General features: G+C 40.7%; 25 protein-coding genes, 2 tRNA genes and 2 pseudogenes. 16 read left to right on the top strand and 13 right to left on the bottom strand.

Annotated features, from left to right (window positions below; translation table 11 throughout):
* Window positions 1–21: 21 nt before the first annotated feature.
* On the bottom strand, window positions 22–1353 hold the full coding sequence (locus tag IHE35_RS00995) for an APC family permease (RefSeq protein WP_242788555.1): 1332 nt from the start codon (window positions 1351–1353) through the stop codon (window positions 22–24).
* Window positions 1354–1450: 97 nt separating this feature from the next.
* On the opposite strand from IHE35_RS00995, the gene IHE35_RS00990 reads away from it, so the two are divergent.
* Window positions 1451–1810: a helix-turn-helix domain-containing protein gene (locus tag IHE35_RS00990; RefSeq protein ID WP_242788550.1), complete on the top strand. Its 360-nt coding sequence runs from the start codon at window positions 1451–1453 to the stop codon at window positions 1808–1810.
* Window positions 1811–2153: 343 nt separating this feature from the next.
* On the opposite strand, the gene IHE35_RS00985 is transcribed toward IHE35_RS00990, so the two are convergent.
* Genes IHE35_RS00985 through IHE35_RS00975 form a run of 3 tightly spaced genes read right to left on the bottom strand, consistent with a single transcriptional unit; the run spans window position 2154 to window position 4164 of the window.
* Window positions 2154–2546, bottom strand: coding sequence for a hypothetical protein (locus tag IHE35_RS00985; RefSeq protein WP_242788548.1), 393 nt, complete (start codon window positions 2544–2546; stop codon window positions 2154–2156).
* A gap of 26 nt (window positions 2547–2572) precedes the next feature.
* The gene (locus IHE35_RS00980; protein WP_242788547.1) at window positions 2573–3199 is read right to left on the bottom strand and encodes a DUF1294 domain-containing protein; all 627 of its coding nucleotides are present in this window, start codon (window positions 3197–3199) and stop codon (window positions 2573–2575) included.
* Window positions 3200–3216: 17 nt separating this feature from the next.
* Window positions 3217–4164 (bottom strand): homoserine kinase, encoded by a 948-nt coding sequence (locus tag IHE35_RS00975; RefSeq protein WP_242788546.1) that lies wholly within the window; start codon window positions 4162–4164, stop codon window positions 3217–3219.
* A gap of 113 nt (window positions 4165–4277) precedes the next feature.
* Here IHE35_RS00975 and hisF point away from each other — a divergent pair, with 113 nt between their 5' ends.
* On the top strand, window positions 4278–5036 hold the full coding sequence (hisF, locus tag IHE35_RS00970) for an imidazole glycerol phosphate synthase subunit HisF (protein WP_242788545.1): 759 nt from the start codon (window positions 4278–4280) through the stop codon (window positions 5034–5036).
* Between the two features lie 343 nt (window positions 5037–5379).
* Here the strand turns inward: hisF and IHE35_RS00965 are convergent.
* Window positions 5380–5990: pseudogene (locus IHE35_RS00965) on the bottom strand (hypothetical protein).
* Between the two features lie 102 nt (window positions 5991–6092).
* Here IHE35_RS00965 and IHE35_RS00960 point away from each other — a divergent pair.
* Window positions 6093–7160 (top strand): AraC family transcriptional regulator, encoded by a 1068-nt coding sequence (locus tag IHE35_RS00960; protein WP_242788540.1) that lies wholly within the window; start codon window positions 6093–6095, stop codon window positions 7158–7160.
* 231 nt (window positions 7161–7391) lie between these two features.
* A pseudogene (locus IHE35_RS00955) lies at window positions 7392–7795 on the top strand (aquaporin); the annotation flags it as partial.
* A gap of 70 nt (window positions 7796–7865) precedes the next feature.
* Here IHE35_RS00955 and IHE35_RS00950 read toward each other — a convergent pair.
* Window positions 7866–8111: a hypothetical protein gene (locus IHE35_RS00950; RefSeq protein WP_004813651.1), complete on the bottom strand. Its 246-nt coding sequence runs from the start codon at window positions 8109–8111 to the stop codon at window positions 7866–7868.
* Window positions 8112–8192: 81 nt separating this feature from the next.
* Window positions 8193–9311, bottom strand: a complete 1119-nt coding sequence (locus IHE35_RS00945; protein ID WP_242788537.1) for a DNA/RNA non-specific endonuclease — start codon at window positions 9309–9311, stop codon at window positions 8193–8195.
* A gap of 268 nt (window positions 9312–9579) precedes the next feature.
* Between IHE35_RS00945 and IHE35_RS00940 the strand changes: the two genes are divergently transcribed.
* Complete coding sequence (locus IHE35_RS00940; RefSeq protein ID WP_242788535.1) at window positions 9580–10062, top strand: hypothetical protein; 483 nt, start codon at window positions 9580–9582, stop codon at window positions 10060–10062.
* A gap of 66 nt (window positions 10063–10128) precedes the next feature.
* Here the strand turns inward: IHE35_RS00940 and IHE35_RS00935 are convergent, their stop codons facing one another.
* Complete coding sequence (locus IHE35_RS00935) at window positions 10129–12009, bottom strand: potassium transporter Kup (protein WP_242788533.1); 1881 nt, start codon at window positions 12007–12009, stop codon at window positions 10129–10131.
* A 120-nt stretch (window positions 12010–12129) separates the two neighbouring features.
* On the opposite strand from IHE35_RS00935, the gene IHE35_RS00930 reads away from it, so the two are divergent.
* The 7 genes from IHE35_RS00930 (at window position 12130) to IHE35_RS00900 (ending at window position 18175) form a co-directional block, all read left to right on the top strand.
* Window positions 12130–12220: transfer RNA gene (locus IHE35_RS00930), tRNA-Ser, on the top strand.
* 208 nt (window positions 12221–12428) lie between these two features.
* Entirely contained in the window at window positions 12429–13709 is a 1281-nt protein-coding gene (locus IHE35_RS00925; protein ID WP_206245003.1) for an integrase arm-type DNA-binding domain-containing protein, read from the top strand.
* Between the two features lie 6 nt (window positions 13710–13715).
* On the top strand, window positions 13716–14558 hold the full coding sequence (locus IHE35_RS00920) for a hypothetical protein (protein WP_242788532.1): 843 nt from the start codon (window positions 13716–13718) through the stop codon (window positions 14556–14558).
* A 113-nt stretch (window positions 14559–14671) separates the two neighbouring features.
* On the top strand, window positions 14672–14962 hold the full coding sequence (locus IHE35_RS00915) for an AlpA family phage regulatory protein (protein WP_242788530.1): 291 nt from the start codon (window positions 14672–14674) through the stop codon (window positions 14960–14962).
* 240 nt (window positions 14963–15202) lie between these two features.
* Window positions 15203–15445: a hypothetical protein gene (locus tag IHE35_RS00910; protein ID WP_151778668.1), complete on the top strand. Its 243-nt coding sequence runs from the start codon at window positions 15203–15205 to the stop codon at window positions 15443–15445.
* A 231-nt stretch (window positions 15446–15676) separates the two neighbouring features.
* Complete coding sequence (locus tag IHE35_RS00905; protein WP_242788528.1) at window positions 15677–16756, top strand: hypothetical protein; 1080 nt, start codon at window positions 15677–15679, stop codon at window positions 16754–16756.
* 498 nt (window positions 16757–17254) lie between these two features.
* Window positions 17255–18175, top strand: a complete 921-nt coding sequence (locus IHE35_RS00900) for a hypothetical protein (protein WP_242788526.1) — start codon at window positions 17255–17257, stop codon at window positions 18173–18175.
* Window positions 18176–18212: 37 nt separating this feature from the next.
* Here IHE35_RS00900 and IHE35_RS00895 read toward each other — a convergent pair whose 3' ends face one another.
* Window positions 18213–19109: a hypothetical protein gene (locus IHE35_RS00895; RefSeq protein ID WP_242788524.1), complete on the bottom strand. Its 897-nt coding sequence runs from the start codon at window positions 19107–19109 to the stop codon at window positions 18213–18215.
* Between the two features lie 11 nt (window positions 19110–19120).
* Entirely contained in the window at window positions 19121–20050 is a 930-nt protein-coding gene (locus IHE35_RS00890) for a hypothetical protein (protein WP_242788522.1), read from the bottom strand.
* Window positions 20051–20742: 692 nt separating this feature from the next.
* Here IHE35_RS00890 and IHE35_RS00885 point away from each other — a divergent pair.
* From IHE35_RS00885 to IHE35_RS00875, 3 genes are all read left to right on the top strand, one after another.
* The gene (locus IHE35_RS00885) at window positions 20743–21093 is read left to right on the top strand and encodes a hypothetical protein (protein WP_242788520.1); all 351 of its coding nucleotides are present in this window, start codon (window positions 20743–20745) and stop codon (window positions 21091–21093) included.
* A 202-nt stretch (window positions 21094–21295) separates the two neighbouring features.
* Entirely contained in the window at window positions 21296–21523 is a 228-nt protein-coding gene (locus tag IHE35_RS00880) for a hypothetical protein (RefSeq protein ID WP_242788519.1), read from the top strand.
* A gap of 220 nt (window positions 21524–21743) precedes the next feature.
* A tRNA-Thr gene (locus tag IHE35_RS00875) sits at window positions 21744–21819 on the top strand.
* A gap of 81 nt (window positions 21820–21900) precedes the next feature.
* Here IHE35_RS00875 and IHE35_RS00870 read toward each other — a convergent pair.
* From IHE35_RS00870 to IHE35_RS00860, 3 genes are all read right to left on the bottom strand, one after another.
* The gene (locus IHE35_RS00870; RefSeq protein WP_242788518.1) at window positions 21901–22749 is read right to left on the bottom strand and encodes a class I SAM-dependent methyltransferase; all 849 of its coding nucleotides are present in this window, start codon (window positions 22747–22749) and stop codon (window positions 21901–21903) included.
* 2 nt (window positions 22750–22751) lie between these two features.
* Window positions 22752–24059: an FAD-dependent oxidoreductase gene (locus tag IHE35_RS00865; RefSeq protein WP_242788517.1), complete on the bottom strand. Its 1308-nt coding sequence runs from the start codon at window positions 24057–24059 to the stop codon at window positions 22752–22754.
* 413 nt (window positions 24060–24472) lie between these two features.
* Window positions 24473–25351 (bottom strand): pirin family protein, encoded by an 879-nt coding sequence (locus IHE35_RS00860; protein ID WP_242788515.1) that lies wholly within the window; start codon window positions 25349–25351, stop codon window positions 24473–24475.
* A 320-nt stretch (window positions 25352–25671) separates the two neighbouring features.
* Here IHE35_RS00860 and ycaC point away from each other — a divergent pair, with 320 nt between their 5' ends.
* Complete coding sequence (ycaC, locus tag IHE35_RS00855) at window positions 25672–26298, top strand: isochorismate family cysteine hydrolase YcaC (protein WP_242788513.1); 627 nt, start codon at window positions 25672–25674, stop codon at window positions 26296–26298.
* The last annotated feature ends 53 nt before the right edge of the window (window positions 26299–26351 follow it).

The raw sequence follows: 26351 nt of genomic DNA, 5'->3' as shown, positions 1-26351 counted from the left end.
CATTTCGTATATTTCAATTTTTTAATAGGCATTGCTAATCACAATGCTTTGCTTACGTAATCGTTTGTAGACAAATAACAGCACACCCACTGCCAACCAGATGCAACCACAGATCAGTGCAACACGTTCGAGGTTGAACCAAAGCCCCATCATGACCGTGACCGACAACCACGGTAGAACCGCATTGAGGAAGATATTTTTAAAACCTCGACGCTGACCATCTCGCACGTAGAATTTCATAAATACCGAGAAGTTAACTGCGGTAAAGGCGATTAATGCGCCAAAGCTCACCATACTCACCACAGTTGCTAGATCTAAAACAATCGCCATTAAGGAAATCAAACCAATAGTGAGTACCGCATACATCGGTGTGCCTAATTTGGCATGCACTTGCCCAAATGTGCCTTTATGGAAAATGCCATCACGCCCCATGATATGAATTAAACGTGAAGCACTGGCATGTGTCGCTAAACCTGAAGCAAAGGTATTCATAATTTGTGCGACCAAGAAAATCGCTTGGAATAATGCCCCGCCCACGTACAGCACAATTTCAGGTAAAGCTTCGTCTGGATTGTTAAAGCGCACGTTGGTTGGGAAATACAACTGGATAAACCATGATGCGGAGAAGAAAATCACACCGCCTGTGAGCGTTGTCAGCATCACTGCACGCGGAATATTTTTCTTTGGCTCTTTGGTTTCATGCGACATGGTAGTCACAGCATCGAAGCCCAAGAAAGAGAAACAGAGTATCGCTGCACCTGCAACCAATGGTAACAGACTCGTATCACCATTCAATAGTGGTGTCAGCGTCAGAACATGCTCATAGCCTTGTTCTGACCCAATGCCTTTGACCACAAGGTAAATAAACACCAACATCAGAAGCAGTGGTGCAACCACAAATACAATGCTTAAATTAGCTAAGATATTAATTCTAAAACAGTTAATCAGCGTGACTAAGGCAGTAAAGATACACACCCATGCCCAATACGGCACACTTGGCATAATCGCTTCAAGATAGATCCCCGCCAGTAAAGCATTCACCAATGGCAGTAAAATGTAGTCCATCAATGCACACCAGCCAACAAAGAAACCCGCTTTCGGGCCACAGGATTCTGCGGTGTAGGTATAGGCTGAACCTGATTTTTCAGTTTGACGAGCAAAGCGTGCATAACTAAATGCAGTTAACAACATAGCAACCAATGCCAAAATATAGGCCAGTGGCACACGCCCTTCTGTAATGCCTGACACGATCCCAAACGTATCAAAAACCACCATTGGGGTCATATAAGCCACGCCAATAATGACTACTTGCCAAAGCGACATTTTTTTAAACGAACTTTGCACTTTTTCCATGCACGTCACCTAAAATTTATTTATTTGAGTTATTTGTTCTTTTGCAACCTCTATGCCATATAATAAAAAAATACAAATTAAAATTTTGGAGTCTTACATGCCAAAGTACAGTTTAGAAACTAAAAAAGCTGCACTGCAAATGTATAAAAAAACCGATTACAAAGTGGCTGTATGCAAAGAATTTGGCATCTCACGTGTCACTTTAGATGCCTGGATTCGTCTTGAAGAAGAAACCGGTGACGTGCTTCCAAAGCCTGCTAAAAATCGTGGTGCGCCGGGCCATATTAAAGACTGGAACGAATTTCAAGCATTTGTAAGATCAATAAAATTTCAAAATATCAGTGATTTGGTACCACTCTTTGAACAGCGCTTTGGTTACTCAGTTTCTTATGCGGTTCTGGTTCGTGCTATTCATGTTTTAGGCATGCGTCGCCGTCGTGGTCGCTTTTATTCTTAAGTCAAGAATCTTCAAAAGAGAAAATAATTTCTCTCATAAAATTTAAATAAATAGCTGTACATTAATGTAAATTAATTTTATTAAAAATGTAAATTTAATTTATTAAAAAAGTAATTTTATAAAAATAAAAAAGTAAGTTTTAAATATTAAAAATGTAAATTAGTAAAAACAAAAATGTTTGATCATTATTTTTAAAATGTTTAGTTGTTTTTGGTATTGTCGCTCTAATATGGCAGGATGCCTGAAAATAGTGCATACCTTATTGCAATATTCTGCTGCGAAAAATCATCCAGCTATAAAAAAAGAGCAGCGATCTGCTGCTCTTTGCATCTCAATATTTGATTTATCGATACATCGGCAGATTATCATTCAAACGCATAATCCCGCGAATTGCACGATAGACAATCCAGATCCAGGCTAAGCCAATCACCAGCAGGCAGAAAGTGGTTGCACCGAATGCGATGCCTGCAAACAGGTCTGGATCTTCCCCTGTAAAGAACAGGAAGAAAAATGGAACAAAGGCAACGATATTCCAGATCAGATACCACCAGAAGGTACGGATCTGCCAGGTAAAATGACTCTCAAAAACTGTGCCGCGAACCGAGCTACGTTTCACATAGTTAATGACCAGTGCAATGACAGCAAGCAGCCCCCCGGTAAAGATCGCCACAATATAGAGAATATACAGAATAAAAGTCAGTGTGCGGTTAGGGTCCTTGTCAATCGAATAGTTCATACCCTCTCCTTTTTATCAACGCTCCCCTAAATCCTTAAGCTGTTTAAAGGGGAAATAAGCCATAGAATCAAAATGATGTTAAAGACTATGGTACAAAAATAAATCTGACGGAATGGTTGTTTTTGTGTTTTATGTCTCAGTCTTTGTTGCGCCAGCCAGGCTGCCGGCCATCCTCCCAGAAAGGCTACCAGATGCAGCGTATTTTCAGGAATACGGCGATTGCCCAGTTGGGCTGCTTCCTTATCTTGTGCATAAAGCCAGTAACTCAGCACATTCATCAGGCTGATCAGCAACACTACCATCCCGCTCAACAGGCCACTGAAGCTTAACACCACAAGCACCAGAATATATCCCACACAGAGGATTTGCATCGGCTGCAACTTTTCTTTTTTGTTCTTTATGGCTGTTTTCTGTTTAGCTGGCAAAGCCTTGATCTGGGCAGCTTTGAGATAAGTCACCTGCTGAGCACGATAACGCCCCTGCCCGTCCAGAATCACTGCGTAATCTAGGGCACAGCCCACAATCGGGCGTGGACCAGGGCGTGCAAAGTCTTTAATGTGCAGAAACACACGTTCCTTGTTAGCATCATTGGGCTGAATAAAGCCATAGCCTTTTTCATCAAACCATTCCACCAAACGCCCTTGATCACGCATATTGTTGTTCCTGTTGGTTAGGCGGTGACAAACTTAAGTCGTTCGATCAACATATTACGCATTTCTTCCGGATTCTTTTGTAGGATATCGTTTCCAGTACGACCTTCAGCCGCATTTTTCTGTGCCACTTGTAAACGCATCATCCAGAAACGACCGGCTGCCATCGCCAGGTAAAGCTGTAAACAGGCTTTTTCATCGTCAGTCAACGGACGTACACTTTCATAAGCCTTCAGAAAAGCAACTGCACGCTCCTCATTCAAGGTCACTGCCGGATAATCCGTACAAAAGTCATTCAAGGTAATAGCAATATCAAACAGCAATTCATCTTTATTCAGTTCATAAAAATCCAGAATTCCGTTGAGCTGATCACCTTCAAACAAAGTATTGTCACGGAACAGATCTGAGTGAATAAAGCCACGTGGACGATCAGTATAAACAGCAGTCAGCGCTTCATACAGACCAAGCAGTTTTCCTAACAGAACTTTATCTGCCACATTCAGAGTCGGTTTGATCTCCTGTGCTACGGCGTACCAGTAGTCATGGTCACGCACGAATTCACGTTCCAGATAAAAATCCTTCAGTGCCACATGCATTTTGGCCTGGGCAATGGCAATGGCTTCTGCCTGAGCAGTCGTCGCTGGCATAGGATGTTCGCCCAGCATCCGTGGCGCGATCTGCGCTGGCTTACCCTTGATGCTATGAATGGCCTTGCCTGAATGCGATAATGGCACAGGCACAGCAACGCCTGCCTGTCCTAGATGCCCAAGCACGGGAACCAGTTCACCAGCGGCCTTTTCATCCATGTCCTCGAATACAGTCAATACGTATTGCTGGTCTTCACATACCAGAAAGTAGTTGGTGTTCTGGATACCTCCTTGAATGGGAATCAGATCAATCGCCTTCAGACCATAAGGTGCTGCAAAATCCTGAACTTCCTTTAAAGTCAAAGTGGTATAAACCGACATAGAAAACCTGCGAAAAAACTTACATATTTTTGCTAGAATACCGTTTCCATCTGCCAAGGTGTAGCGCTTGCGTGGGTGAGTTTCATAATCGGCTGTAATAATTGGAAAAATTTATGCTAGCTAAACGTATTATTCCTTGCCTCGACGTTGATAATGGTCGTGTGGTCAAGGGTGTTCAGTTCCTTGATATTCGTGATGCGGGCGACCCGGTCGAAGTGGCGCGTCGCTATAATGAACAAGGTGCCGATGAAATTACTTTCCTTGATATTACCGCTACACATCATGGACGTGACACCACTTATCGTACTGTAGAGCGTATGGCCGAATCTGTATTCGTACCGTTAACTGTTGGTGGTGGTGTCCGTAAAGTTGAAGATATCCGTTTACTGCTCAATGCCGGTGCGGACAAAGTCAGCATTAACTCAGCAGCCATTTATAATCCTGAATTCGTACAGGAAGCTTCTCAGCGTTTTGGTGCTCAGTGTATCGTGGTTGCAATTGATGCCAAGAAAACCGGCGAGAATAAATGGGAAATCTTTACTCACGGTGGCCGTAAGGAAACCGGTATTGATGCGATTGAATGGGCCGTAAAAATGGCGGACTATGGTGCAGGTGAACTGTTAGTAACATCGATGGATGCTGATGGCACCAAAGCGGGCTATGACCTGGCACTCATGCGTACCATTAATGACCACGTTAATATTCCAACAATTGCCTCGGGCGGTGTTGGTAACCTGCAACATCTGGCTGACGGAATTCTAAAAGGCGGTGCAGATGCTGTACTTGCAGCCTCAATCTTCCACTTTGGCCAGCATACCATTCCAGAAGCAAAAGCTTATCTGGCAGCACAAGGTATTGAAATGCGTCTTTAATTTTTTTTAAAGACAAGATCTGAAAAAGGCATGTTGATCATGCCTTTTTTATTGGCTGAGAACCGATACACATGAATAGTGGACAAAAAAAAGGAGTCTTTCGACTCCCTATAAAACCAAGAAATAGACTACAGCGCTTGGTATCAACATAACTCATAAAAACTAACCATAACTCAAGTATTCATAACAACCTGTCAGCGTTAGGCTATATCGCTGACAGATGTAAATATAGGTTAAAAAACACGCCGAATATTGACAATTTAAGTAGGATTTATTGACAAATCACGACAAAAATAGCGTGCAAATGCATTTTATTTCGATATCTAAAACTTTCAGGTTTCTTTTAAGGATTCAAGGATCTATTTTTTTCGACCCATTTGGCTGGAAAGACCGGGTGAATACGACTGCTCAGGGCTCGAGAAACCGGTTCAGGCAGATGGAGGCCGAGTGGATTTTGTTCCTGGAGTTCAGGCGATGAAATCACCCGTGTCCCCATGACGTAGTCGAACCATGGCCGGGTCACACACCAGTTGGCATCCTGATTACTATTCATATGATGGTCATAATGCCAGGGAATTTTTCGCTTGGCCCATTCTGGTTCCAGATGTGCCCGACGATGTACATAATAATAATTGCAGGCACTATAAAGCACTGCGAGCGACATTCCTTTTGAGACCGGATAAAAGGCCAGGCCAAATACACTGGCAACCACAACTAAAGAACCAATTTCATTACGGGTACGCCAGTTCTACCAGCCTTCTACATAGCCATGATCAGAGAATGCCGTCTTACGCACTTCGCGATGATGCTCCCAGTGTGAACGCATGCTCTGCGGTACTGGACTGTAACGAGCCTGTCCTTTGTGATGTATGCCATGCAGAATATATTTATGTGCAAACCATTCAAAACCATTGGCCACTACACTATAAGTCCTGCCAGAAAACCTTTTAGCATCGTCTGTCACTCCTTTTTATTCACTATAGGTGAGGTAAAAGGCTAGATATTGACCAAAAAATCCAATATGATTGACAAAACACGACAAAAAAGAATTAAAAAATGCACAGCATACAGGACGATGCAGGCACGGTTTATGGTGGGCTAGGACATTTATTGCTGGAGTTCTATCAGTCCAAACAACTCCCCATTCCAGAAAAACTGCTCTCTATACAGGAAGTTGAACGCTTTGACTTTAGCCTCTGGCGTGATCTGCTCATACAGTTACAACAAAAGTTGCAAACCCCGGCTTTAGGACTTGAAATCGCCAACTTTGTACAACCCCGACATCTCGGAATAGTGGCCTATCTTGTCCTGTCTTGTGAGACCTTGGGTGAAGCCCTAATGCGCTATCATGATTATCATCGCTTGGTCTATGACGGTAGTCCTCTGGAAGTCCGGGTAGAAAATGACGTTCTGTCGATTGCCTGGGCGGAGATTCCCTTTAACCTGATGACTCAGTTGACTGATGAAGTGGCTATGGCATTGATGCTGAAAATTTTGCGTTCACTGATGGCCATCGATGACATTCACTTGCATGAAGTGCATTTCAAATATCCGGCAAATAAATATATCAATCTATATGAGCAGTATTTTCAGTGCAAAGTGCGTTTTAACCAGTCTCAAAGTATAATTTTTCTTCATGTCTCTGAACTGGCCAAGCCACTACGCCAAGGTGATCAGACCCTGCAGAAGCTATTAAAACAACAGGCAGAAGCCTTACTGGAAAAACTGCCAAATACTTCCCAGGCAGATCAACGTATTCAACAAGCGATCTTGGCTGGATTACAGAAGAATATGTTCCAGATTGAGCATATTGCCCGGCAGTTGCACTGGTCGGTTCGGCAGTTGCAGCGGCATTTGCAAAAACAGGGCAAAACCTATCAGCAGCGGATGCAGGAAATCCGTTTTATGCTGGCTCAGCAATATCTGAAAGATGAAAATCTAAGCCTGCACGAGATTTCCCTGTTATTGGGCTATTCTGAACAAAGCGCCTTCCAGCGTGCCTTTAAGCAGTGGAGCAGTGAGACACCGCAACAGTGGCGCTCAAACTATCTGGAAAATAAAACCCAGGAAAAAACTTTAGATCACCCGATAGAGGAAAACCTGAATCCCCAATATCAAATTTAGAATAGTGCAGTATTGATAACAGTGTTTTCTGAAAGAGAATAGGCTTTATCAGGATCTCACTATTTTTTGGTTTGACAGTCCTGAGCATGGGTGTGCCCTTGATCATATTTCAGGAAGACCTTTTAAGCCGGAAGTCAGCTTTGACCTCTAAACAGTTAGCCGCTTTAAAACTAGAGACCTGATTCCCTATACCGTGTCTCAGCTCATCGGGGCAAGCATTGCATATAGGTACTGAATATGATTGTGGAAGGACAGGCTGGTTTCTTTCTCAGGTGGCTTCGCAACGACTGGTTTTGGTGATCTTTCACCTGGTAAATATTCAATGATGTCGCCTTAATCATTGAGCTTGTACTGACTGCCATTTTCCTGATTGTGATCATGGGGGCTACTGAACGTCGTGCAACAGCTGGCTTTGCGCCTATTGCAATTGGTCTGGCATTCACCTGATCAGTATTCCAGTCACCAATACCTCGGTGAATCCTGCACGTAGTACGGGTGTAGCCCTATTTGCAGAAACAGCTGCCCTGAGTCAATTGTGGCTGTTCTGGATCGCACCTATTGTGGGTGGCGTGATTAGTGCTTTGATCTATAAAACTTTGCTTGAGAAAAAGGCTGAAATTTCCAAACCTGAATAAAAAAGCTCACGTTGATCGTGAGCTTTTTTACTTTATATGGAACAATCATTAAACTTAAAAAGACAATGCATTATAAAAATGGATTATCAATTTCCTGAGCATCATCACGCTGGATCTTGTCAGGCAGATCTGGGGTATTTTCGAGTTGCTGAACCACATCATTCAGGAGTGCCTGCAATGCCTTGGCTGCTTTCAGCCCGGCCTGATCCTTGGTTAACTGCAAGTTTCCATAGAGGCTGACACAGTCCACATCATTTTCAATGGTCAGGTCGTGAATCGCATGCGATTCAGTGCCATTTTCATAAGGCTTAAACATTTTCTTCTGTCGTTTCCTTGTTGTTTTTCAATTGTACCGGACAAGATTTATGCTACCTGAATCCTGTCCAGCACAACAGAATTATTTCAACAGCTGCAAAATGAACTGTAGTATTGCTTCCAACAACTGATTGATTAATGCCCCTTGCGGATCATTATTGCCTGGTGCGTCATTAGTAGAACCCTCGGGTGTTGAAGTATTCTCGCTCACAGACATGCTACTACCACCGGAACGTTTGAATTCATCTTGTAATGCTTGCAGCTCACTCTTGGATACATCTTCGGCGCACTGGCTTTCTGCATCCCAGTTTGCATAGGTGATTGGCTTATTGGCCTTCACCTCACTGGCCTTTAAAGGCAGCTTATAGGTATTACGTTTTTGCTCTTCAGTCAGTTGCGGGAAGATGTTGATATTAACCAGTTCTTCCAAGGCACAGACACTGATGATCTGAACTTTTGGTGCCGGGTTTTTCAGGTTGTTATCGACATAATACACCCCGGCTGCACCAGTTTTCGGCATATATACCGCTTTATAGGTCGCATTCGGTACGATCACGCCCTTACCGATCGTCTCCAGCTTTTTCGCGCTATAGACCGGCCCAGTCACGATGTAGACATCCTGTTTCTGTTTGGTCACCACAGCCCGGGTAGCTTCTTCCAGCTCACGCCACACCTGCTGATTGTTCTTCGGTGCTTGCGGTACCATGTTGGCTAAAGAGAAACTATCAAACTGCGCCTGCTTGGTCGGCATATCGGCATTGGGTGCCATATGTCCACGGTCATAGCCAGTACCGCGATAGTCAGCCAAAGTCGCACGATGTGCCGAACTGACACGTTTTTCCTCATGGAAGCTGTCTTCACGTGGAATTTTCTGACTCAGGCGAGCTGGCGTCAGTAATTCTGCGACCCATAATGGGGTTTTGGATACGCCAGAATACATGACATTAAAGCCGTTAAAGCACAGTGCATAGCTGTTCTTTTTCAAGCTTTCCTTCATTAAGTAAGGTGGTACATCCCGGTAGAACTGATCCAGACAGGCAGAATTTGACGGTGACGACAGCGATACCCACTGGCTGATTTTTTCCTGACCAAAGGCAATCGCGAAACTACCCGATGCCACCACACCCAAGATAATTTTTACAGTATTTTCGTTAAGAAACTGAAAGACAGGATTTTTTTTGATACGTTGCTTCTTGGCCATGATTACAGCTACTTTAGAACATCTACAGCGAGTTTTGCCGAGCTTAACAAGCCCTGTAAGCCGTGTATATCGTGACTTTTCCAATTGTTTAACAAATAAGCAATATGTAGAAAAAGGTCCCGTTAAATATGTAACAGCCTGTCGGTTTTTTACTAATGCTTAGACTAGGTTTCAATCCATTTATGTAGCTTTCCTTGCTGCTCACTCTTTAATTATGTAATTGTAAGAACCTCTTAGTCCTCGAAGAAATATACGAAGGAGCATTGTGATGTTATCGCTGAAGAAAAACTCCCATACTTGCAAAACTCATTATTCAAAATTAATGGCTTTAGGTGTATTCACCAGTGTAATGAGCCTAAGTGCATTGGCTGAACCGCGTGTACAGCCGGGCGAAACATTAGAAAGCCTGTCCAAGGCACGAATTACGACCACTGTAAACGGTCAGAATGCTTCTCTGGAAAATCTGGTCAATTCTGGTCAGATTCGTTTAGTACAGCCGAGTCAGGTACCCGCTATGCAAAGTAACCAGCCATCTAGTATGCCCTCTGGACAGTCAGGCATGTCTCAGCAGCAGGACATGATGCAACATTCTCAAGATCCGGCCATGATGCGACAAGGTACTAACCCAGGCATGCAGCAACCGAATGACCCGCGTACTCTGCCTGAGATGCAGCAAGATTCTCCTATGATGCAGCAAGATTCTCCGATGGCACCAGCAGGCTCTACTGCTCCAGGTGCAACCATGCCCTAGTTGGTCTGAAATGGATATTATAAAACCAGAGCTGAGCTCTGGTTTTTTTCATCCTGAATATCGTTGCTAGATTTCAATCTGGCTACCGAGTTCCACCACCCGGTTGGTTGGAATCTGATAGAAATCACTGACCGGACTGGTATTACGTTGCATCGAAATAAACAGTTTTTCCCGCCATGGTGACATGCCTTCACCGATGGCATGAATCACCCGATCACGCGAGATAAAGAAGCTGATCTGCATCAGATCATAGTCGAAGCCCCATTCAGCATAGGCCTGCTGGACTGCCAGTGGAATATCAGGCTGATCCTTGAAACCGAAATAGGCATAAATCCGGTAAAAATGGTCATTCAGCTTTTCCACTTCTACCCGATCTTCTTCTCCCACAAAGGGAATATCCCGGGTAATTACTGTGACCATAATATTACGTTGATGCAGTACCTTGTTATGCTTGATGTTATGCAGCATCGCATGCGGCACTACATCCGGAGTTCCTGTCAGGAAAATGGCATCACCTGGCACAAACTGGGTACCTTCACCGCTAGAGACACTCTTGATAAATAGCTCAATCGGCAGGGTATTTTGCTGCATACGTTTCAGCAGCAATTCACGGCCATCTTTCCAGGTCATGAGGATCGTAAACAGTACTGCGCCAAGCATGATTGGCACCCAGCCACCGGAATAGATTTTCAGTGAAGTAGATGCGACAAAAATCAGATCGAGCGCCAGAAAAGGTGCCGCAAACAGCAACACTTTCCAGATTGGCCAACGCCAGAAACCATAAGCTAAAATAGAGATCAAGATCGTGCCACAGAGCATGGTCATGGTGACTGCCACCCCATAGGCACTGGCAAGTCTCGCACTGTTTTCAAACAGTAAAATCAGAATCACTACTGAAATAAACAGCATCCAGTTAATGAATGGCAGATAGATCTGGCCACGTTCTTCGGCTGAAGTATGTTTCACGCTTAAACGTGGTAAATAACGTAGCTGAATCGCCTGATTAACCATGGAGAAGACCCCGGTAATCACCGCCTGTGAGGCAATGACTGCCGCAGCCGTCGCCAGACCAATCATTGGATACAGGCTCCATTCTGGCAGCAGCATATAGAATGGATTAGCCAAAGCTTCTGGACTGCGTAGCAGAAGCGCACCCTGCCCTGCATAATTCAGTAACAGACATGGCAAGACGATAATGAACCAGGCCAGACGAATCGGCAGGCGACCAAAATGCCCCATATCCGCATAAATCGCCTCACCTCCAGTCATGGTCAGAATCACGGCGCCCATGGTCAGGAAAGCAACATAGGGTTGATCCACCACAAAATGATAAGCCCAATAAGGGTTAATCATCTGCAGGACCATCGGTGTCTGAATGATGCTCCATAGGCCAAAACCGCCTATGGACAGGAACCATAACAAAGTCAGTGGGCCAAAGAATTTGCCCATGGTTCCAGTGCCATGACGCTGTACCAGAAACAGGCCGGCGATAATTCCGATAGATAAAGGTTCCAGCCATTTATTAAACACCGGTGTCGCAATACTCAGCCCTTCAATGGCAGAGAGCACAGAAATGGCAGGTGTGATAATTCCATCGCCAAAGAATAACGATGCCCCAATAAAGCCTAAAGCAATCAGGTAAATTTTCTTCTTATCCGAGATGAGTGTAGTTCGCAGGTTGAGGGCCAGCAATGACATGATGCCACCCTCACCATTGTTGTCAGCACGCATGATAATGGTGACGTATTTAAAACTCACCGTCAGCATGATGCACCAGAAGATCAGGGAGAGAATGCCCAGTACTGAGGCTTCGCTGATGGCAAGATGCGCCGTTAGGAAGCACTGGCGCAGTGCATAAAGAGGACTGGTGCCAATATCACCAAAAACGACCCCAAGCGCAGCCAGCGTAATGACTGGTAAAGCTGCTTTTTGTGCAGTACTTTGCATATGTTGTCTTCGTTTTAGAAAGCATTTTTGCGAATCATAGCACTGCCTCCAAACTTTTTCTGCAAATCAATTGTTTCAAGCTTGGCAGACTGGTTTTTTTTCTATATCATCCACCGCCATGGTGAGGTGTCCGAGTGGCTGAAGGAGCACGCCTGGAAAGTGTGTATACGTTTATAGCGTATCGAGGGTTCGAATCCCTCTCTCACCGCCAAATTTGATTTCTACGGGACTGTACCGTAGTGCAAAAGGCTTGAATCTAAAGGGTTCAAGCCTTTTTTTACGCCTATACACTACGGTGCAATCCAGTAGTATCCCGACATCTTTGTCGGTACTTTTGACGGTATCTGCTCGCAGATGACTAAAATAAGGAGTGAGTCAGGTTTTTCCTGAAATTTATACCGTCAAATGAGGCTCACAAAATGGCTAAAAAGATTAATAAACTTGATGCTAAAACTATTAAGAATCTATATTTTGATCCCAACATTAATAACAAATATACGGATGGTGGTGGGTTATATCTTTTAGTTCATAAGAATGGATCAAAGTATTGGCGATTAGATTATCGTCGCCCTATTAGCCAGAAACGCAATACGCTAGCTTTGGGTACATACGATACAGTCAGCCTTAAGGAAGCTCGCCTAAAATGCGACGATGTAAAACGCATGATTGCTAACGGTGTAGATCCTGCGGAAGAACGAAATAACCATAGAAATGAGCTAAAAGCTAAACTTAAAAATACCTTTGAAAAATTTTCAACTGAATGGCTTAAAATTCGTGAACTTGAAGGCAAAGTAGACCGAGAAACAATCCGAAAACTCAATCGTGATATTTTGCCGTTCATTGGCAAATTACCTGTGACTGAATTAAGTGTCGAACAGCTTGAACGTGATGTAACGAATAGCCTTGTAGAGCGTGGTGCACTCGAGTCGGCTCGCCGTGTGAAGTCTATTATGGGTATGGTTTTAAAACTTCCGTTTAAACGCCGTCTGATCACCTATAACCCAGCTTATGACATTACCTTACCCAAACCTATTAAAGGTAATCATAAAGCCGTAGTAAGCGAATCAGAGCTTAAAACAATGCTTCAAAAGATTTGGCGATATCATGCTGAAAGCCCACGTGCACGTTTACGGACAGAGCTTGCATTGAAACTATCAGCTTATATCTATCAACGTCCAAATGAAATCCGTGAATTGCTATGGGAACATGTGGATTTTGAAAATCAGCGTTTGTGCTTTCGTGCATCAAAGACGCATCAAGAGCATATCGTTCCCCTATCTCGCCAAGCCTTTGACATTTTGAAACAGCTTGAAGATATGCGGACAACCTCTAGATTTGTTTTCCCTAGCGTGAAATCACCGTATGAAAGTATGAGTGAGGACACTATTCGTCAGGCACTCAATAGACTTGGATATAAAGGCAAACATACGGCTCATGGCTTCCGAGCAACAGCACGTACAATCTTAGGTGAAGAACTTGAATATCGGGTAGACATCATTGAACACCAATTAGCGCATACGGTACGTGATCCGAATGGCACAGCTTACAACCGGACTAAGTTTTTACGCCGTAGACGTGAGCTGATGCAGTTATGGGCAGACTATCTGGACACTTTACGTCAAGGTGGAGATGTATCGGTATTTAAACCAGAAGATGAAAACAATATCATTGCATTTAATTTAGGAACAAAAGCGTCGTAGCGGTTAATGCAATACATATCAATTGATGAAGTAAAAAATAAACTTGGTAGCTATAGTAAAATTTCCAATTTAGTCTCTTCAGGTGAATTGGAAATTTGCTACCGTGTAAATAATTATTTTGCGTCAGTTGATGATATTTCAGGACTTGTTCATTCAATTGAATACGGTAATCAATTGTTTATCGCTGAAAATACAGAAGAATTAAAAAAAGTTATCTTAAATCCTAAAAAGACTCTTACAGTTTCACAAACACGACATGCATTAAAGTTAAAGCATATAGAAAATAAAATTGCTAATGATAAAGAGAAATATAAAAATTTTCTGCACCCTGATGGGCTGATTCATACACCAATTTTCAAATGGATATTTTTAGAAAACTCTCCACATATTGAATTTTTAAAAGGGCAAATAGAATCTGGAGTTAAGGTTTCTGAACCTGAACTATTTCCTGAATTCTATACAAATTATTCAGATATAGAGGAAGCTCAAAAAAATTTAGATTACACATGGGGCAAACGAAATTTTTCGAGAGAAGAGCTATTCATCACTACAAATAGTTGGAATAAATTTTCACGTAAACCAAAAACAAAAGACGCTTTTGATAGATCTCAAGAAAATTTAACCCAAGATCTTCATCAACTTATTTTCATACTCAAACATATTATTTTAGTAACGTCTAAAACTAGCCAAAAAGAACTAAATGATCAAATTATGAATTTGCTTAAGCCTAAAGGCACAAAACTTAACCCTGATAAGATCAATAAATTTTTTATTGAAGCTAATTCACACGAAATTGAGATTTTAAGAAAAAATATTATTACTATTTTTAAAAATAAAACAAATACTTAGAAGCATAAAATTATGCATTTTTTTCAAAAATAATTGTAAAAACATAGGATAAGAAAAAAACTTCTACACTCCTCATCACTACGAAACACTACCGTAATGATGAGGAATTATCCATGTCCCCCCAAGATCCTAACATCTACAAACGCTTACTAGCACGTGATTATTGGCGAATGTGTCAACTCGCCACAACTGCGGAACATAAAGAGCGTATTTACAAAACCAAAGAAGGTTTAGAGCGAAGAATCAAAGCTCGCCCTCCATCTTCAGGCATCTTGCCATTAGGTCGGTCGACTATCTATGACTTAGTACGTAAAGGAGATATGCCTGCGCCTGTACGCTTGAGCGAACGTGTGAGCGCGTGGCGTACCACTGACCTAATCGAATGGCTTGAGTCAAAACAGTAATGCAAAACGAATTATTTACAACTTGGGAAGCCGCAAGGTTTCTAGCCCAATGGCTACCTTTACGCTCTCAAAAGGCTTGGTATCGGTATCTGATGATTAATCCCTCTCAATACCTTCATCAAGATGGATACAAACTGAATGTCCAAGTCATCAACGGCGAAAGACGATACACCAAAACCACATTAGTGGCATTTATAACCTCTCACCTAAGCTCAGGTGAACCAAAACAAAGGAAACAACATGACTGAAGTAATGAACCGCAAATGCTCTGAAGAGCTAGCTAAGCTAAAACAAGAGATTATCGATGATACGATTCATAATCTATTAGAAGAGAATGATGGGACATTTGATCTTAGTACAGAACAAGGAATCAATGTGGCTGTCAACTATATGGTTGATTACCTCATTCTTAATAAAGTCGATACCAATGCACTCGACCTAAAAGAAAATTTAATCCGTCGCTTACCGCAGAGTAAAGTCTGATGAATTTAACAATTATCAGCACTGAACTTTTTGCAGATATTTTAAGACACAGTGAAATTCTAGAGGTAGAGGAAAAAAGCTCCTCTACAACAGAATACACGATCATTTATAAGGGATTGAAGACCTTATTAATTGATACTGCTGTCGAAAAATATTTAGTCGAGTAAGCAAACTAAGCATGTGCATTGCGATAGTGCACATGCTTTCCTTGAACGAATTTGAAATACTGGTATGCACTTAGAATCTGTACAGGACAATAGTCCAAACTATGTCACTATGACATCTAGCATCGATCATCTAAATAATCTTCTAAACCATTATCAATCCAAATGGAATCATGCTGTAGAAGTAGCAGAACATCAGAATATTATCGAAAAGAGTAACATTCACAACTATGAATTTGATCGTAAAAAGTTGAAACCAAAAATGCTCAGCTTTAAAAATGGTGCATCCATTCAGGTGCAACAAAGCCTGATCAAAATTAAATCCCAAATTGATTTTATTAATGTGAGTTTCAACACTATTAAGGCGACTCAAAGAAGCTATATCAAAAAGTTTCTAACCGAGAAAATCGGTAAAAAACATTTTATTACTGAAGAACATAAGCATAACGCTACGGTTAATACTGATAGCATGGCTTCATGTACCTTTAATATTCGTATTCATGACGTGAGCAATAAAAAGTGCATTCATAAAATTGTTCATGCGCTTAAGAAAAATTATGGTGCATTTAATTTCAGAATTACGTGCATTGAGCTTGCGCATGATTTTTACAATGCTCCACCTGAGTTTTTAACCGCTCTATTCAAATCTATTCAGTTTGATGCAGATGTACAAAACATCCGTATCTTTAGGCTAAAGGGGGAAAATCAGAGTATCCCTTATGAGCCTATTAGGCTTAAAAACTTACTACTCCAAGGCTTCAATATTGGAGTCAATGACTATCGTAAGGATGATGTTTACTATCATTTTTACTTTAAGAAAACGGATCATAATAAACGCCCCCTTCCCCGTGAGGAATGGCGTTTGAGAGCGGAGGTAAGATTAAGCAATCTTGATCATGCTCTAGAGGATTTACGAAATGTGGTGAAAACTGGCTTCAGGAAGATTACTTTTACTCAATTGACCCATACGGCGACGCTTGGGCAAAGGAAACTTTACTCGCTCTATATCCGCCCATACGGACAAAAGCTCTCCTCACCGATTCTCAAAAATGGGCATTATCGGGATTTCAAAAAGTTTATTTGTACAAATCAAAATCTGAATGAACGGTTACGTGAGTCAGTAAAGAACTTGTCAAATAAATTCTAGATTCGCAAATTTCGGATGAGTTTTGAATTACAACCGCCGTGCTTAACGCTAGTAACCGCCGTAGCCACGGCGGTTTTTTTATGTTTAGTTGTGCCTAATAACATATAGGTATTCATTAATGTAATGTATAGACCCTATTACAATAGATGAAAGAGAATAGTCTTAAGTTCAATATGGCTTCTCTAGATTGATTTTCCACAGGAATGCCCAAGCCGTATTAAATAAAATTGACTACGAATACAGACACGATTGTTCTTAATAACGAGTATCCATCTAGCGATTGCATTCCGCTAGATAGATTAAAATGAGTGAAGTCCTAGAAATTTAAGAGTTTATGGAATGGAGACTATTCATAAAAATTGGCAGTAAAATAAAGTTCTTATACTTTAACGTTATAAAAACTTAACATTAAGTTACTACATTAGCTAAATAACTTTTCCCTGACTAAATAGTGATATATTTGATTCATATTTATTACTTTAAAATTACTTTATAGATATGTCTAATCAACAAAAAATTGCCAAACTATTAGATGGTTTTGATATTAGTTTAAGTAGCTTAGAAGACCTAAATACAAGCGGTACAACCGTTATGCTTAATGACGCGACCCGGGATATGAAGGATAAATTATTTTGTCCGAAATGTGGAGTTGCTGTTTTCCGGAATCCATCTGAGGGAATCTTCTCTAATGGAAGAAAAGCATCATTTAGTCATAAGCAATCAGAGACTCCTTGTATATGGAGATCCAAAAAGAAAATCGGACTACATTTTGAAAATGAAACTGAAGCACTTCATCTGATAGAGAGCGATCAGCTAGCAATAGTTTCAGGATTTATGCGGCAACAACCAGAACCTACACCAAATGAATCAGGTGTCTATGATCAAACACCTGTAGAAAGTGAAGATGGTGAGAATATTGATTTGCCAATCCCAAGACATCATGGAGCTACTGTTTCCTTGCCATCAAAAATCATGTCAGTAAATGGCATATGTAAAAATTTCCATAAAAATTATGAAAAGTTTTTTATTTTACCAAATCTAGATCAACCTGAACTACTAAGCTCTCTTTTAGTCAATATTGATTCTTTAACTGAGGATGAATTAAATACAATAAGTATCGACGGAGATCAAAAAGAACGTCTTTATTACGGGCGCATTACAGCTGTCAGAGACTTTGAGCCAAAGCGAGATGACAATATACGTTTTGTTTATCTCAAAGAACACCATACCGTGCGTGATTTTTGCTTAAAAGGATATATTGGTGATCTTAATAGACATGGACTTACAGAAAACAATATCAATCAATACTTATTAATATGGGGAAAAATCACTTCTAATGGAATAGGTTACAGTATCGATCATCCAAGTTGGGGAGAATACGGAATTCTTCCTTCAAAATATAATGCGCTATTAGATTGAAATAATAAGCTACCTCTAAGGTAGCTTATTTTCTTCTTCATCCAAATACTCTATCTAACTCAGACCATTCAATTATTTTCTCTGATATACAGTCAGATGTATCACCCTCAATTAAATCAATTTGCTCACACGCTAAACTCCATTTGAAATCTTTGATAATCTCAGTACGTTTATTTTTATCACTCTTAGACATTACTTCTAAATTCTCATAGTCAGGAGATAACATAAACAATTTAAAATCAGTTTCCCGCTGAGAGAATTTTTTTGTAAAAACAATATTATTCAATGCTTTAAGGCAGTTAATTTCGATTTTTTCAGGAGTCGCATATACTGAAGAAACTAAATCTCCTAATTTTTCTCCATTTTTCACATTAAGTGCGATTGGTAACTTTCTAAACCCAACTATTTCATCCCCTACAGGCTCAATATTTTCTGAAAAAATTTCACTGTAGATACTTCCGATTTTATTTTTTACATATGCTTTAACATCTGAATGAAACTTTGCAGTTTTTACAGTTCTAAATACTTTTTTTCCTCTAAGATTGTTATGAGGGTGAGATAAAGGAACTGTTCGGTAAAGTAAATCGTCAAGAATTGAGTCAATAGACTCGCCCTGAACAAAACCTCTTCTATCAATGATGAGCTGATGAGAAAAAGAATTTTCGAAATTATGATTTAAAAAATCATCAAATAGGTCAATACAATTTTTTATATAGGAAGCATTCTCAGCACCAAAACCACATTCAAGGCGCGCAAAGTCTTCAATGAATTTAGTAAAAATAATCCCATTCAAGTTTACTAGCACACCAATTGCTAGCTCTTCCATTGTAACTAAATCCGGCTTAAAGCGAATATGTGACCACGTAGCTTGTATGAGCTCTGTTTGCTGGATAGTTTCTTTAAGAAATCTATTCTCGAATTTTTTGAAATTCATGTTAATACCTGCTAAACATATTGAGCTGAAGTATCAAGCCAATAATCACATTTTTGCTCGATAGTACTATATTGGATAGCTGCTTCTTCTAGAAAATCTTGCAGAATTTTACTTACTTTTTGTATCGGTTGAGGGGGTAATCCAGTATCTACCTCTTCTGAGTCAATAAACTCCTCAACTAAGGCAAATAACTCTCCTCTAACTTTATTCAAGCCTTGAATATGTTTTTTCTTAAGCTCAACTAATTCTGCTACTAAATCCTGCTTCCAAAACAATCCATCCCCGAATCTTCTCTTGTATATTTGAGCATATCCTTTCTGGAACGGTCCATTTATAGTTCTTGCCTGCATAATATCCCATGCAGACCAGTTATCTCCATATAGAATTCCCCCATGATCAATGAGTGTAAAAGTTCTATTTGGTAATTCTAATAGGTTTCCTAAATTTCTATCATTATTAGCTAACCAATCATCACATAGAATGAGTTCAGGAAGATGATTCCAATTTTTAAGTGACTCTTGTACTTGGCTTATTAAATAGGCTTGAATCTGGGGATCTTGTTGCTGAGTTATCTCAATGCGTTTATTGAGACCATTAGTATTAGTTGTTACCCATGCAATAACTTCCCCTCTGTATTTTTCTATTTCAGACGCATCCTTCCACAACTCAGGAGTTCCTGTCTCAGAAATTTTATATTGTAAAAATCCGCCTAATTCTGGCTGTGGAAGTTCTAATGATTGGATCAGTAAAAATCCGATCGCTTCATTCAATAATGCTCTCTTTTTATCATGTTTATAAAACTTAACAAAAGACTCTCTACAGATCCCATCATCCCAAATTATTTCTGCTACATGTGTACCTATACCCATGCAACCATCAACTGCAGATCGGAGAAATTTTCTATAATGGGAAAAAGGTAAATACTGTAAAATTTGAGTCATTGCCCTACCCCAAAGAAATATTCGGTCAAAGTATTGTTATTTATAAAATAAAAACATATATAACTCTATAATTTAGCACTTTTATTTTAATTTTTATACTTAGCAAACTATAAAATTCTATTCAATGACGGTACAAATGTCGGTATATTTACAGTATGTTTTTTTTATGTTTAACTATTTCATATATTTAGATATTAAACCTGACGGACTCTCTCACCGCCAAGATTTATAATCATGTAGCCACATGATGTCTTAAAAGGTTTAAATCCAAAGGATTTAGGCCTTTTTTGTTATCTGTAATTAAAGTTTTCTCCTGCACTCTTCGTTTATCGGCTATCTTTTTAATCATTCATTTTTTAGCAACTCACAAAGAACGGATATTCAACCAGATTCTTTATTTTTATAGCTTGGTAAAGGAAAATTCCTCAAGTATTTGAGCTAAATTCCATGGTTAGAAATCACAGCAGATTCAATTTTTATGAATCACGATAAAGCTTGTAATATTTTGCCAATTGCTTGAAAAGTGATCTAATATAAAATCTGTAATCAGAGACTAGCTGTAGTTTCTTTTCCAATTTTACCTCCTTCCCCATGATGGAGGTATTTTTTTATTTAAAACAAATCTGTTCTTATCCCGTCGCGAATTCTCTTATACTCTTATCTTCAGATCTGGACAATAACGAGAAAAGACCATGAAGAAACTCGCCTTTACCACCTTGCTCGTTATGTTTGTTGTGGCTGGTTGCCAAAAGCAGCCTGAACAGGCAGAGGCCGCAATGTCGACGAATAAAAAGTCTGTAGATGTCATTCAGTTTGAACAGGCGGATCAGAAGATCAATAACTTTCTCGATCAATTAGATCATCCAAATACACCTATGGAAGTTCGCAAGAAAATCATCTGCGAAGACTATCCTGAGATCTATTTCAAAGAGTACGTACCTGCCTTTATGAAAATTGCGCCAGAGAATACTAAAGAACAATTAGAGCAGGATCTGAAGCTGGCACTGGACTTTTATAAGGAGAAAGATAATGTGGTTTGCTGATGCTTATCTTTTCAATAATGAAAAAATGAATTCTAACTTGGCACAAAAATAGCTTAATTTAATTGTCATCATCGCTATGTTATGTTGCTCTTATGGGGGCATATAAAAGGAGAACAAAAACCAATAGATTTAACCAACCACGCCATTGATCTTGATTCAAACTAAAAACTAAAGATAGACACACTGCTATTCGGGAGCGAACATGAATAACAGCGCAAACTATGCAAAACAGATCAAAAACGCTAAACGTGGCGGTTACACCCCGACCATTGCCAAGGACGTCAACAAACATAAGATTCAAAAAGCCCTAAAACTTATCGAACAGTGGAGAAGGCTCGCTCAAGAACTCAAACCTCAAATGCAGTTTGACATGGCCTTTACCTTGGAAGAATGTGCTCAGGATTTGGACCGTATCCTAAAAAGCCGATAAACCTAAATTTTATTCATATCCAAAACCAGTTTAAATTTTCCACCCTCGCCCACCCATTCGCATGTGGGCGATTTTCATGAATCCAGCTGATATATTTCTCGCTGTGCAGCTTTTCGTCTCATGCAGAATTCAATCAAAACTTAAAATTTCACCAAAGCATTTAAACGGTTATTTTTTGGCTTGCATCACTCCGAAAAATCTGTAGAATGCACACCACAACGCCGGCATAGCTCAGTTGGTAGAGCAACTGACTTGTAATCAGTAGGTCCACAGTTCGAATCCGTGTGCCGGCACCATTTTCTTAGCCTCGCTTTTTAGTGAGGCTTTGATGTTTCTGGAGTCTGCATTTTCTTCAGGCTTGCTCTTCAGGCACTATGCTAGTGCTTCGCCCTCGCGCTAATCTGCACATAACGCACCACACCTTCTTCAAAAAGCTTTCGGCATAGTTTTGCAGTCATCTGAATTTTAAATTCATCTAGTCTGGATGCCTTCACAGACTGAGTCAGTTTTTTTGAATTTAAATCCTGCTGCACATATCTGGCAAAACCGGCAAATACTTGTTCTGACAGATCTTTAACCTGGATATCTGTGAATTCAAATTGATCCAGACATTCATATAATGCACCTACCGTCATCAAATTACTTAAATTGATGTCTGCTGATTTCAGCAAAAACTGGTATTTACGCTTTTGAAATGAATTTAAAGTTTTCCAGCGCTCAGACAAAACCAGATGATGAAAACCGATTCGCGCATTTGAATTCAAAACTGAGATCAGCTGTTCCAGCAAGGCGGGTACGCTATTATGATAAGCAGCATCCAGACACAGCACAGCGTCAAATCTATGTGGGAAATGGATATCTTTTAATCGAAGAAAAGACGCATGATAAATTGCATTCAGTTCGGGTAAATGCTGCTGGATCTTGGCGACACAGACTTTCTGTAACTCTACGCCTGCCAGGTATTGCACCTGATAATGCTGTTGCCAATGCAGCAGACTGGCACCCTGACCGCAGCCAAGATCCAGTAATTTATCTTTTGAATTTAAATGGATGGTTTCAGCCAGATGATCAGCTAAAGCCTGACAGGCAGCAACATAGTCTTGCTGCCCTGTCTGCCAGTAACCGAGATTGCTCCAGGACAATAACGAAGTATCTCCAAGCAATGCCGCATTGATGGCATATTTATGCTCTGGTAGACGCTGTCGAAAGGCCTGGAACAGTTTCATGCTTAATAACCGAGTTGTGGTGCAACCTCAATATTCGGTTTTAAGCCTTCAAATGGCAATGGTGCACCAAAGATTTCTGCAATCTTCATTGCTGAAGTGACTGCAGATTCCAGAATTGGTAAACCGTCGCATGACCATGAACCACAGTAGAATACTTTACGGTCCTGATCCAGATGACGTTGCTGCAATTCCTTGTTCAAGGCCACAGTATGCGCATCAACAACTGCACGGGTCAGTGTCACAGAAGAAATGACTTTCTTCGGATCGATATCCGTAACCGGACGCCAGGTCTGGAACACGGGTGACTTGCCAACCAGTGTTGGCTCAATCGCATTAAGCCAAACCGTGAACTGCTGACGGGTAAACTTACGGTCCATCATATAGCTCAGTACCGCCCAGTCTTTACGTTTCGGCGGCATCACGCTGGTATCAGTGTGAATCACCAATTGACCCTGCTCAAACTGGAATTTTTTCAATAATTCAATATCTGTTGCAAACTGGTCTTTATCGAGGAATTCTTCGATCTTGTTGGTTGGTGTTGCAACGATGACACGGTCAAATAACTTGGAATAACCTGCCGCATTTTCTACACGAACCTGATCACCCTGCTGTTGTACCAGCGTGGTTGCTGCACCACTGACTATGTCGATGCCTTCAATCAGTTTATCCACCAAGGCTGGTGTACCGCCCTGCATACGCAATAATGCATCACCATCCGTCAGCTGACGCAGGAAAATCAACAATGGTTTCGCAGGCCATTCGCCAATGGTTTTTGGGTTACAGGTACAGATGGTATACAGCACCGGCATCACCGCACCATGCCAGAATACTTCTTCGATATCATTGCGATTAATAAATTCTGCCAGGCTGATATCCTGATTTTTAGATTTAAAGAATTTATTTAAGGCTGTTTTCAGTTGTAATAAGCCTTTCACCAGACGCCAGCCATATTGCTGAAGGCCTTTACGGTTATTAATAATCGGGAAATTACCAATCCGGCTGCGTGAAGTTGTCAGCCAGGTTTCAGTCCGGTCCTCAAATAACCAGCTGCACGCCATATAAGTGCGTACCGGATAGGTCTTGATACCAAGATGAGTCGCAAGACTTAGCGTATTTTTCCACAAGTACGGATTCATCACACGCAAAGGGGCATCTACCAGTCCACCTTCAAACTCGAGGCTGTGACTGTCCATGCCGCGCCCTTGCTGCGCTTCAAAAATAGTGATGTGATGTCCTGCATCCTGAAGAATTCTGGCTGTAGCCAGTCCGGCCATGCCACTACCAATTACTGCGATATCCAAACCGATCATCCGTCATTGAGAAACTTTTAGAAATTATGTACCAAGCCTGCCTTAATTAGGCTATTAAAATCTTCCAGATTGCATTTTTTTCAGATGGACTAAAGCACTTGAAAATTCATATTTTTTTACATTTTTATATAAAAAATCAACACTGTTTAAATTTATGCTTTTATTGATATTTTTTTATTTTTAAATAATTTATCCTTTGAAAACAATATATTTAGATTAACTATTTTTTTACCTTTCGTTTTACAAAAGGTGCAATAGTCGCTATAATTTTCTGCATAATAAAATAATAACTCCATCACACTCCATAATGATGAAGTTATTAAAAAAAATCTTATAATCAGAAGAACTTACAGCGCATAAATATTTAAAAAGTCTCTGCATTGCAGAGGCTTCTTGTTTCTAGACTGACATTTTTATTCAGCAGTGACCGGAATTTCACCAAATTTACCATGATTAAAATCCTGGAAGGCCTGGACAATTTCTTCCTTGGTATTCATCACAAATGGACCATAACCTTGAATGGGTTCATTCAATGCTTCACCAGTCAAGACTACAAATTTACTGTCCTGATAAGCCTGCAACTGTATTGCAGGATCGCCATCCCGGGCAAATATCACAATTGAACTGTCCAGAACTTTCTGGCTTCCATTTACGATTAATTCGCCATTCAGTACCACCAGCAGTGCATTATGACCCGCAGGTACATACAGCGTGGTTTCATAGCCTGTTTTCAACTGACCATCCCAGACATTAATCGCACTGAAGGTTTCTGCTGGCCCAACATGACCACCAAATTCACCTGCAATGATACGCAAATGCCCTGCACCTTCATCCATCTCAATACGAGGAATTTCAGCAGCCGTTAAGGCTTGATAGCGTGGTGTGGTCATTTTGTCTTTGGCTGGCAAATTGACCCAAAGCTGAACCATTTCAAACAGACCACCTTGCTCAGCAAACTGATGAGAATGAAACTCTTCGTGTACCACACCTGAACCTGCTGTCATCCATTGCACATCGCCTGCTTGAATGGTACCGCCACCACCACTAGAATCCTGATGAGTCACTTCGCCCTGATACGCCAAAGTCACGGTCTCAAAACCACGGTGTGGGTGCGAACCCACGCCATGCTGCACGCTGGTTGGATCAAAATGATACGGTGCAGCATAGTCCAGCAACAGGAACGGACTAATCACCTGACCCAGACGGTCATAAGAAAACAGGTTTTTGACCGGGAAACCATCACCGACCCAATGCATGTTTTGATTACGATAAACACCAATCACTTTTTTCATCTTTTTACTCCTATGTACGATAGGATGAACATGGGGCTATTTTAAATCTGCTTTATGGTTTTTTATACAGTCAGCTCAATATGCAGTATCTCAATAATGCAACAATAATCATGTTTATTTTTACAAAATCAGGCTAAAAATATAAATAAATACAAAATAAATCGAAATATCCTATTTTTATGATAAATATTCCTAATAATTACGCTTCATTTATCCTACTATGCCCCCTAATATAAAACTGAAAGTTTCAACCTCAATGCAATTTAAAGGCATTGAGTATTGAAGATTTTCATTCAATTTTAGTTTTAAGGATAATGATCATGGGAAAACCTTACGTTCGTCTAGACAAAGATAATGCTGCTGTACTGTTGGTTGACCACCAAACCGGTTTATTGTCATTAGTACGCGATATTGATCCAGATAAATTTAAAAACAACGTACTCGCTTTGGCTGCTGCAGCAAAATATTTTAATTTACCGACCATTTTGACCACCAGTTTTGAACAAGGTCCAAATGGCCCATTGGTGCCAGAGTTAAAAGAAATGTTCCCTGATGCACCTTATATTGCCCGTCCTGGTCAAATCAATGCATGGGACAATGAAGACTTTGTTCAAGCAGTTAAAGCAACAGGCAAAAAGCAATTAATCATTGCAGGTGTGGTGACTGAAGTCTGTGTTGCCTTCCCGACGCTGTCTGCATTGGCAGAAGATTTTGACGTATTTGTCGTCACGGATGCATCGGGTACGTTTAACCATTTAACACGCGATTCTGCATGGGATCGTATGTCTCAAGCAGGCGCACAATTGATGACTTGGTTCGGTACTGCATGTGAATTACATCGTGATTGGCGCAATGATGTTGAAGGTCTAGGTGCTTTATTTGGTAACCATATTCCAGACTACCGCAACCTGATCAACAGCTACGTGCAAAACACCACGCAAAAATAATCTTCCCGATCAAAGTAGCGATCTGTGCATCGCTGCTTTGTGATATTTCAGTT

It is taken from the genome of Acinetobacter sp. ASP199 (assembly GCF_022700675.1).
In the GTDB taxonomy this organism is placed as follows: Bacteria; Pseudomonadota; Gammaproteobacteria; order Pseudomonadales; family Moraxellaceae; genus Acinetobacter.
This window is presented reverse-complemented; position numbering and strand designations above follow the sequence as displayed.

Bases quoted from the DNA above. Each gene is read 5' to 3' on its own strand.
- IHE35_RS00995 (WP_242788555.1), bottom strand. From the start codon at position 1,353: ATGGAAAAAGTGCAAAGTTCGTTTAAAAAAATGTCGCTTTGGCAAGTA.
- IHE35_RS00990 (WP_242788550.1), top strand. From the start codon at position 1,451: ATGCCAAAGTACAGTTTAGAAACTAAAAAAGCTGCACTGCAAATGTAT.
- IHE35_RS00985 (WP_242788548.1), bottom strand. From the start codon at position 2,546: ATGAACTATTCGATTGACAAGGACCCTAACCGCACACTGACTTTTATT.
- IHE35_RS00980 (WP_242788547.1), bottom strand. From the start codon at position 3,199: ATGCGTGATCAAGGGCGTTTGGTGGAATGGTTTGATGAAAAAGGCTAT.
- IHE35_RS00975 (WP_242788546.1), bottom strand. From the start codon at position 4,164: ATGTCGGTTTATACCACTTTGACTTTAAAGGAAGTTCAGGATTTTGCA.
- hisF (WP_242788545.1), top strand. From the start codon at position 4,278: ATGCTAGCTAAACGTATTATTCCTTGCCTCGACGTTGATAATGGTCGT.
- IHE35_RS00960 (WP_242788540.1), top strand. From the start codon at position 6,093: ATGCACAGCATACAGGACGATGCAGGCACGGTTTATGGTGGGCTAGGA.
- IHE35_RS00950 (WP_004813651.1), bottom strand. From the start codon at position 8,111: ATGTTTAAGCCTTATGAAAATGGCACTGAATCGCATGCGATTCACGAC.
- IHE35_RS00945 (WP_242788537.1), bottom strand. From the start codon at position 9,311: ATGGCCAAGAAGCAACGTATCAAAAAAAATCCTGTCTTTCAGTTTCTT.
- IHE35_RS00940 (WP_242788535.1), top strand. From the start codon at position 9,580: ATGTTATCGCTGAAGAAAAACTCCCATACTTGCAAAACTCATTATTCA.
- IHE35_RS00935 (WP_242788533.1), bottom strand. From the start codon at position 12,009: ATGCAAAGTACTGCACAAAAAGCAGCTTTACCAGTCATTACGCTGGCT.
- IHE35_RS00925 (WP_206245003.1), top strand. From the start codon at position 12,429: ATGGCTAAAAAGATTAATAAACTTGATGCTAAAACTATTAAGAATCTA.
- IHE35_RS00920 (WP_242788532.1), top strand. From the start codon at position 13,716: ATGCAATACATATCAATTGATGAAGTAAAAAATAAACTTGGTAGCTAT.
- IHE35_RS00915 (WP_242788530.1), top strand. From the start codon at position 14,672: ATGTCCCCCCAAGATCCTAACATCTACAAACGCTTACTAGCACGTGAT.
- IHE35_RS00910 (WP_151778668.1), top strand. From the start codon at position 15,203: ATGACTGAAGTAATGAACCGCAAATGCTCTGAAGAGCTAGCTAAGCTA.
- IHE35_RS00905 (WP_242788528.1), top strand. From the start codon at position 15,677: ATGCACTTAGAATCTGTACAGGACAATAGTCCAAACTATGTCACTATG.
- IHE35_RS00900 (WP_242788526.1), top strand. From the start codon at position 17,255: ATGTCTAATCAACAAAAAATTGCCAAACTATTAGATGGTTTTGATATT.
- IHE35_RS00895 (WP_242788524.1), bottom strand. From the start codon at position 19,109: ATGAATTTCAAAAAATTCGAGAATAGATTTCTTAAAGAAACTATCCAG.
- IHE35_RS00890 (WP_242788522.1), bottom strand. From the start codon at position 20,050: ATGACTCAAATTTTACAGTATTTACCTTTTTCCCATTATAGAAAATTT.
- IHE35_RS00885 (WP_242788520.1), top strand. From the start codon at position 20,743: ATGAAGAAACTCGCCTTTACCACCTTGCTCGTTATGTTTGTTGTGGCT.
- IHE35_RS00880 (WP_242788519.1), top strand. From the start codon at position 21,296: ATGAATAACAGCGCAAACTATGCAAAACAGATCAAAAACGCTAAACGT.
- IHE35_RS00870 (WP_242788518.1), bottom strand. From the start codon at position 22,749: ATGAAACTGTTCCAGGCCTTTCGACAGCGTCTACCAGAGCATAAATAT.
- IHE35_RS00865 (WP_242788517.1), bottom strand. From the start codon at position 24,059: ATGATCGGTTTGGATATCGCAGTAATTGGTAGTGGCATGGCCGGACTG.
- IHE35_RS00860 (WP_242788515.1), bottom strand. From the start codon at position 25,351: ATGAAAAAAGTGATTGGTGTTTATCGTAATCAAAACATGCATTGGGTC.
- ycaC (WP_242788513.1), top strand. From the start codon at position 25,672: ATGGGAAAACCTTACGTTCGTCTAGACAAAGATAATGCTGCTGTACTG.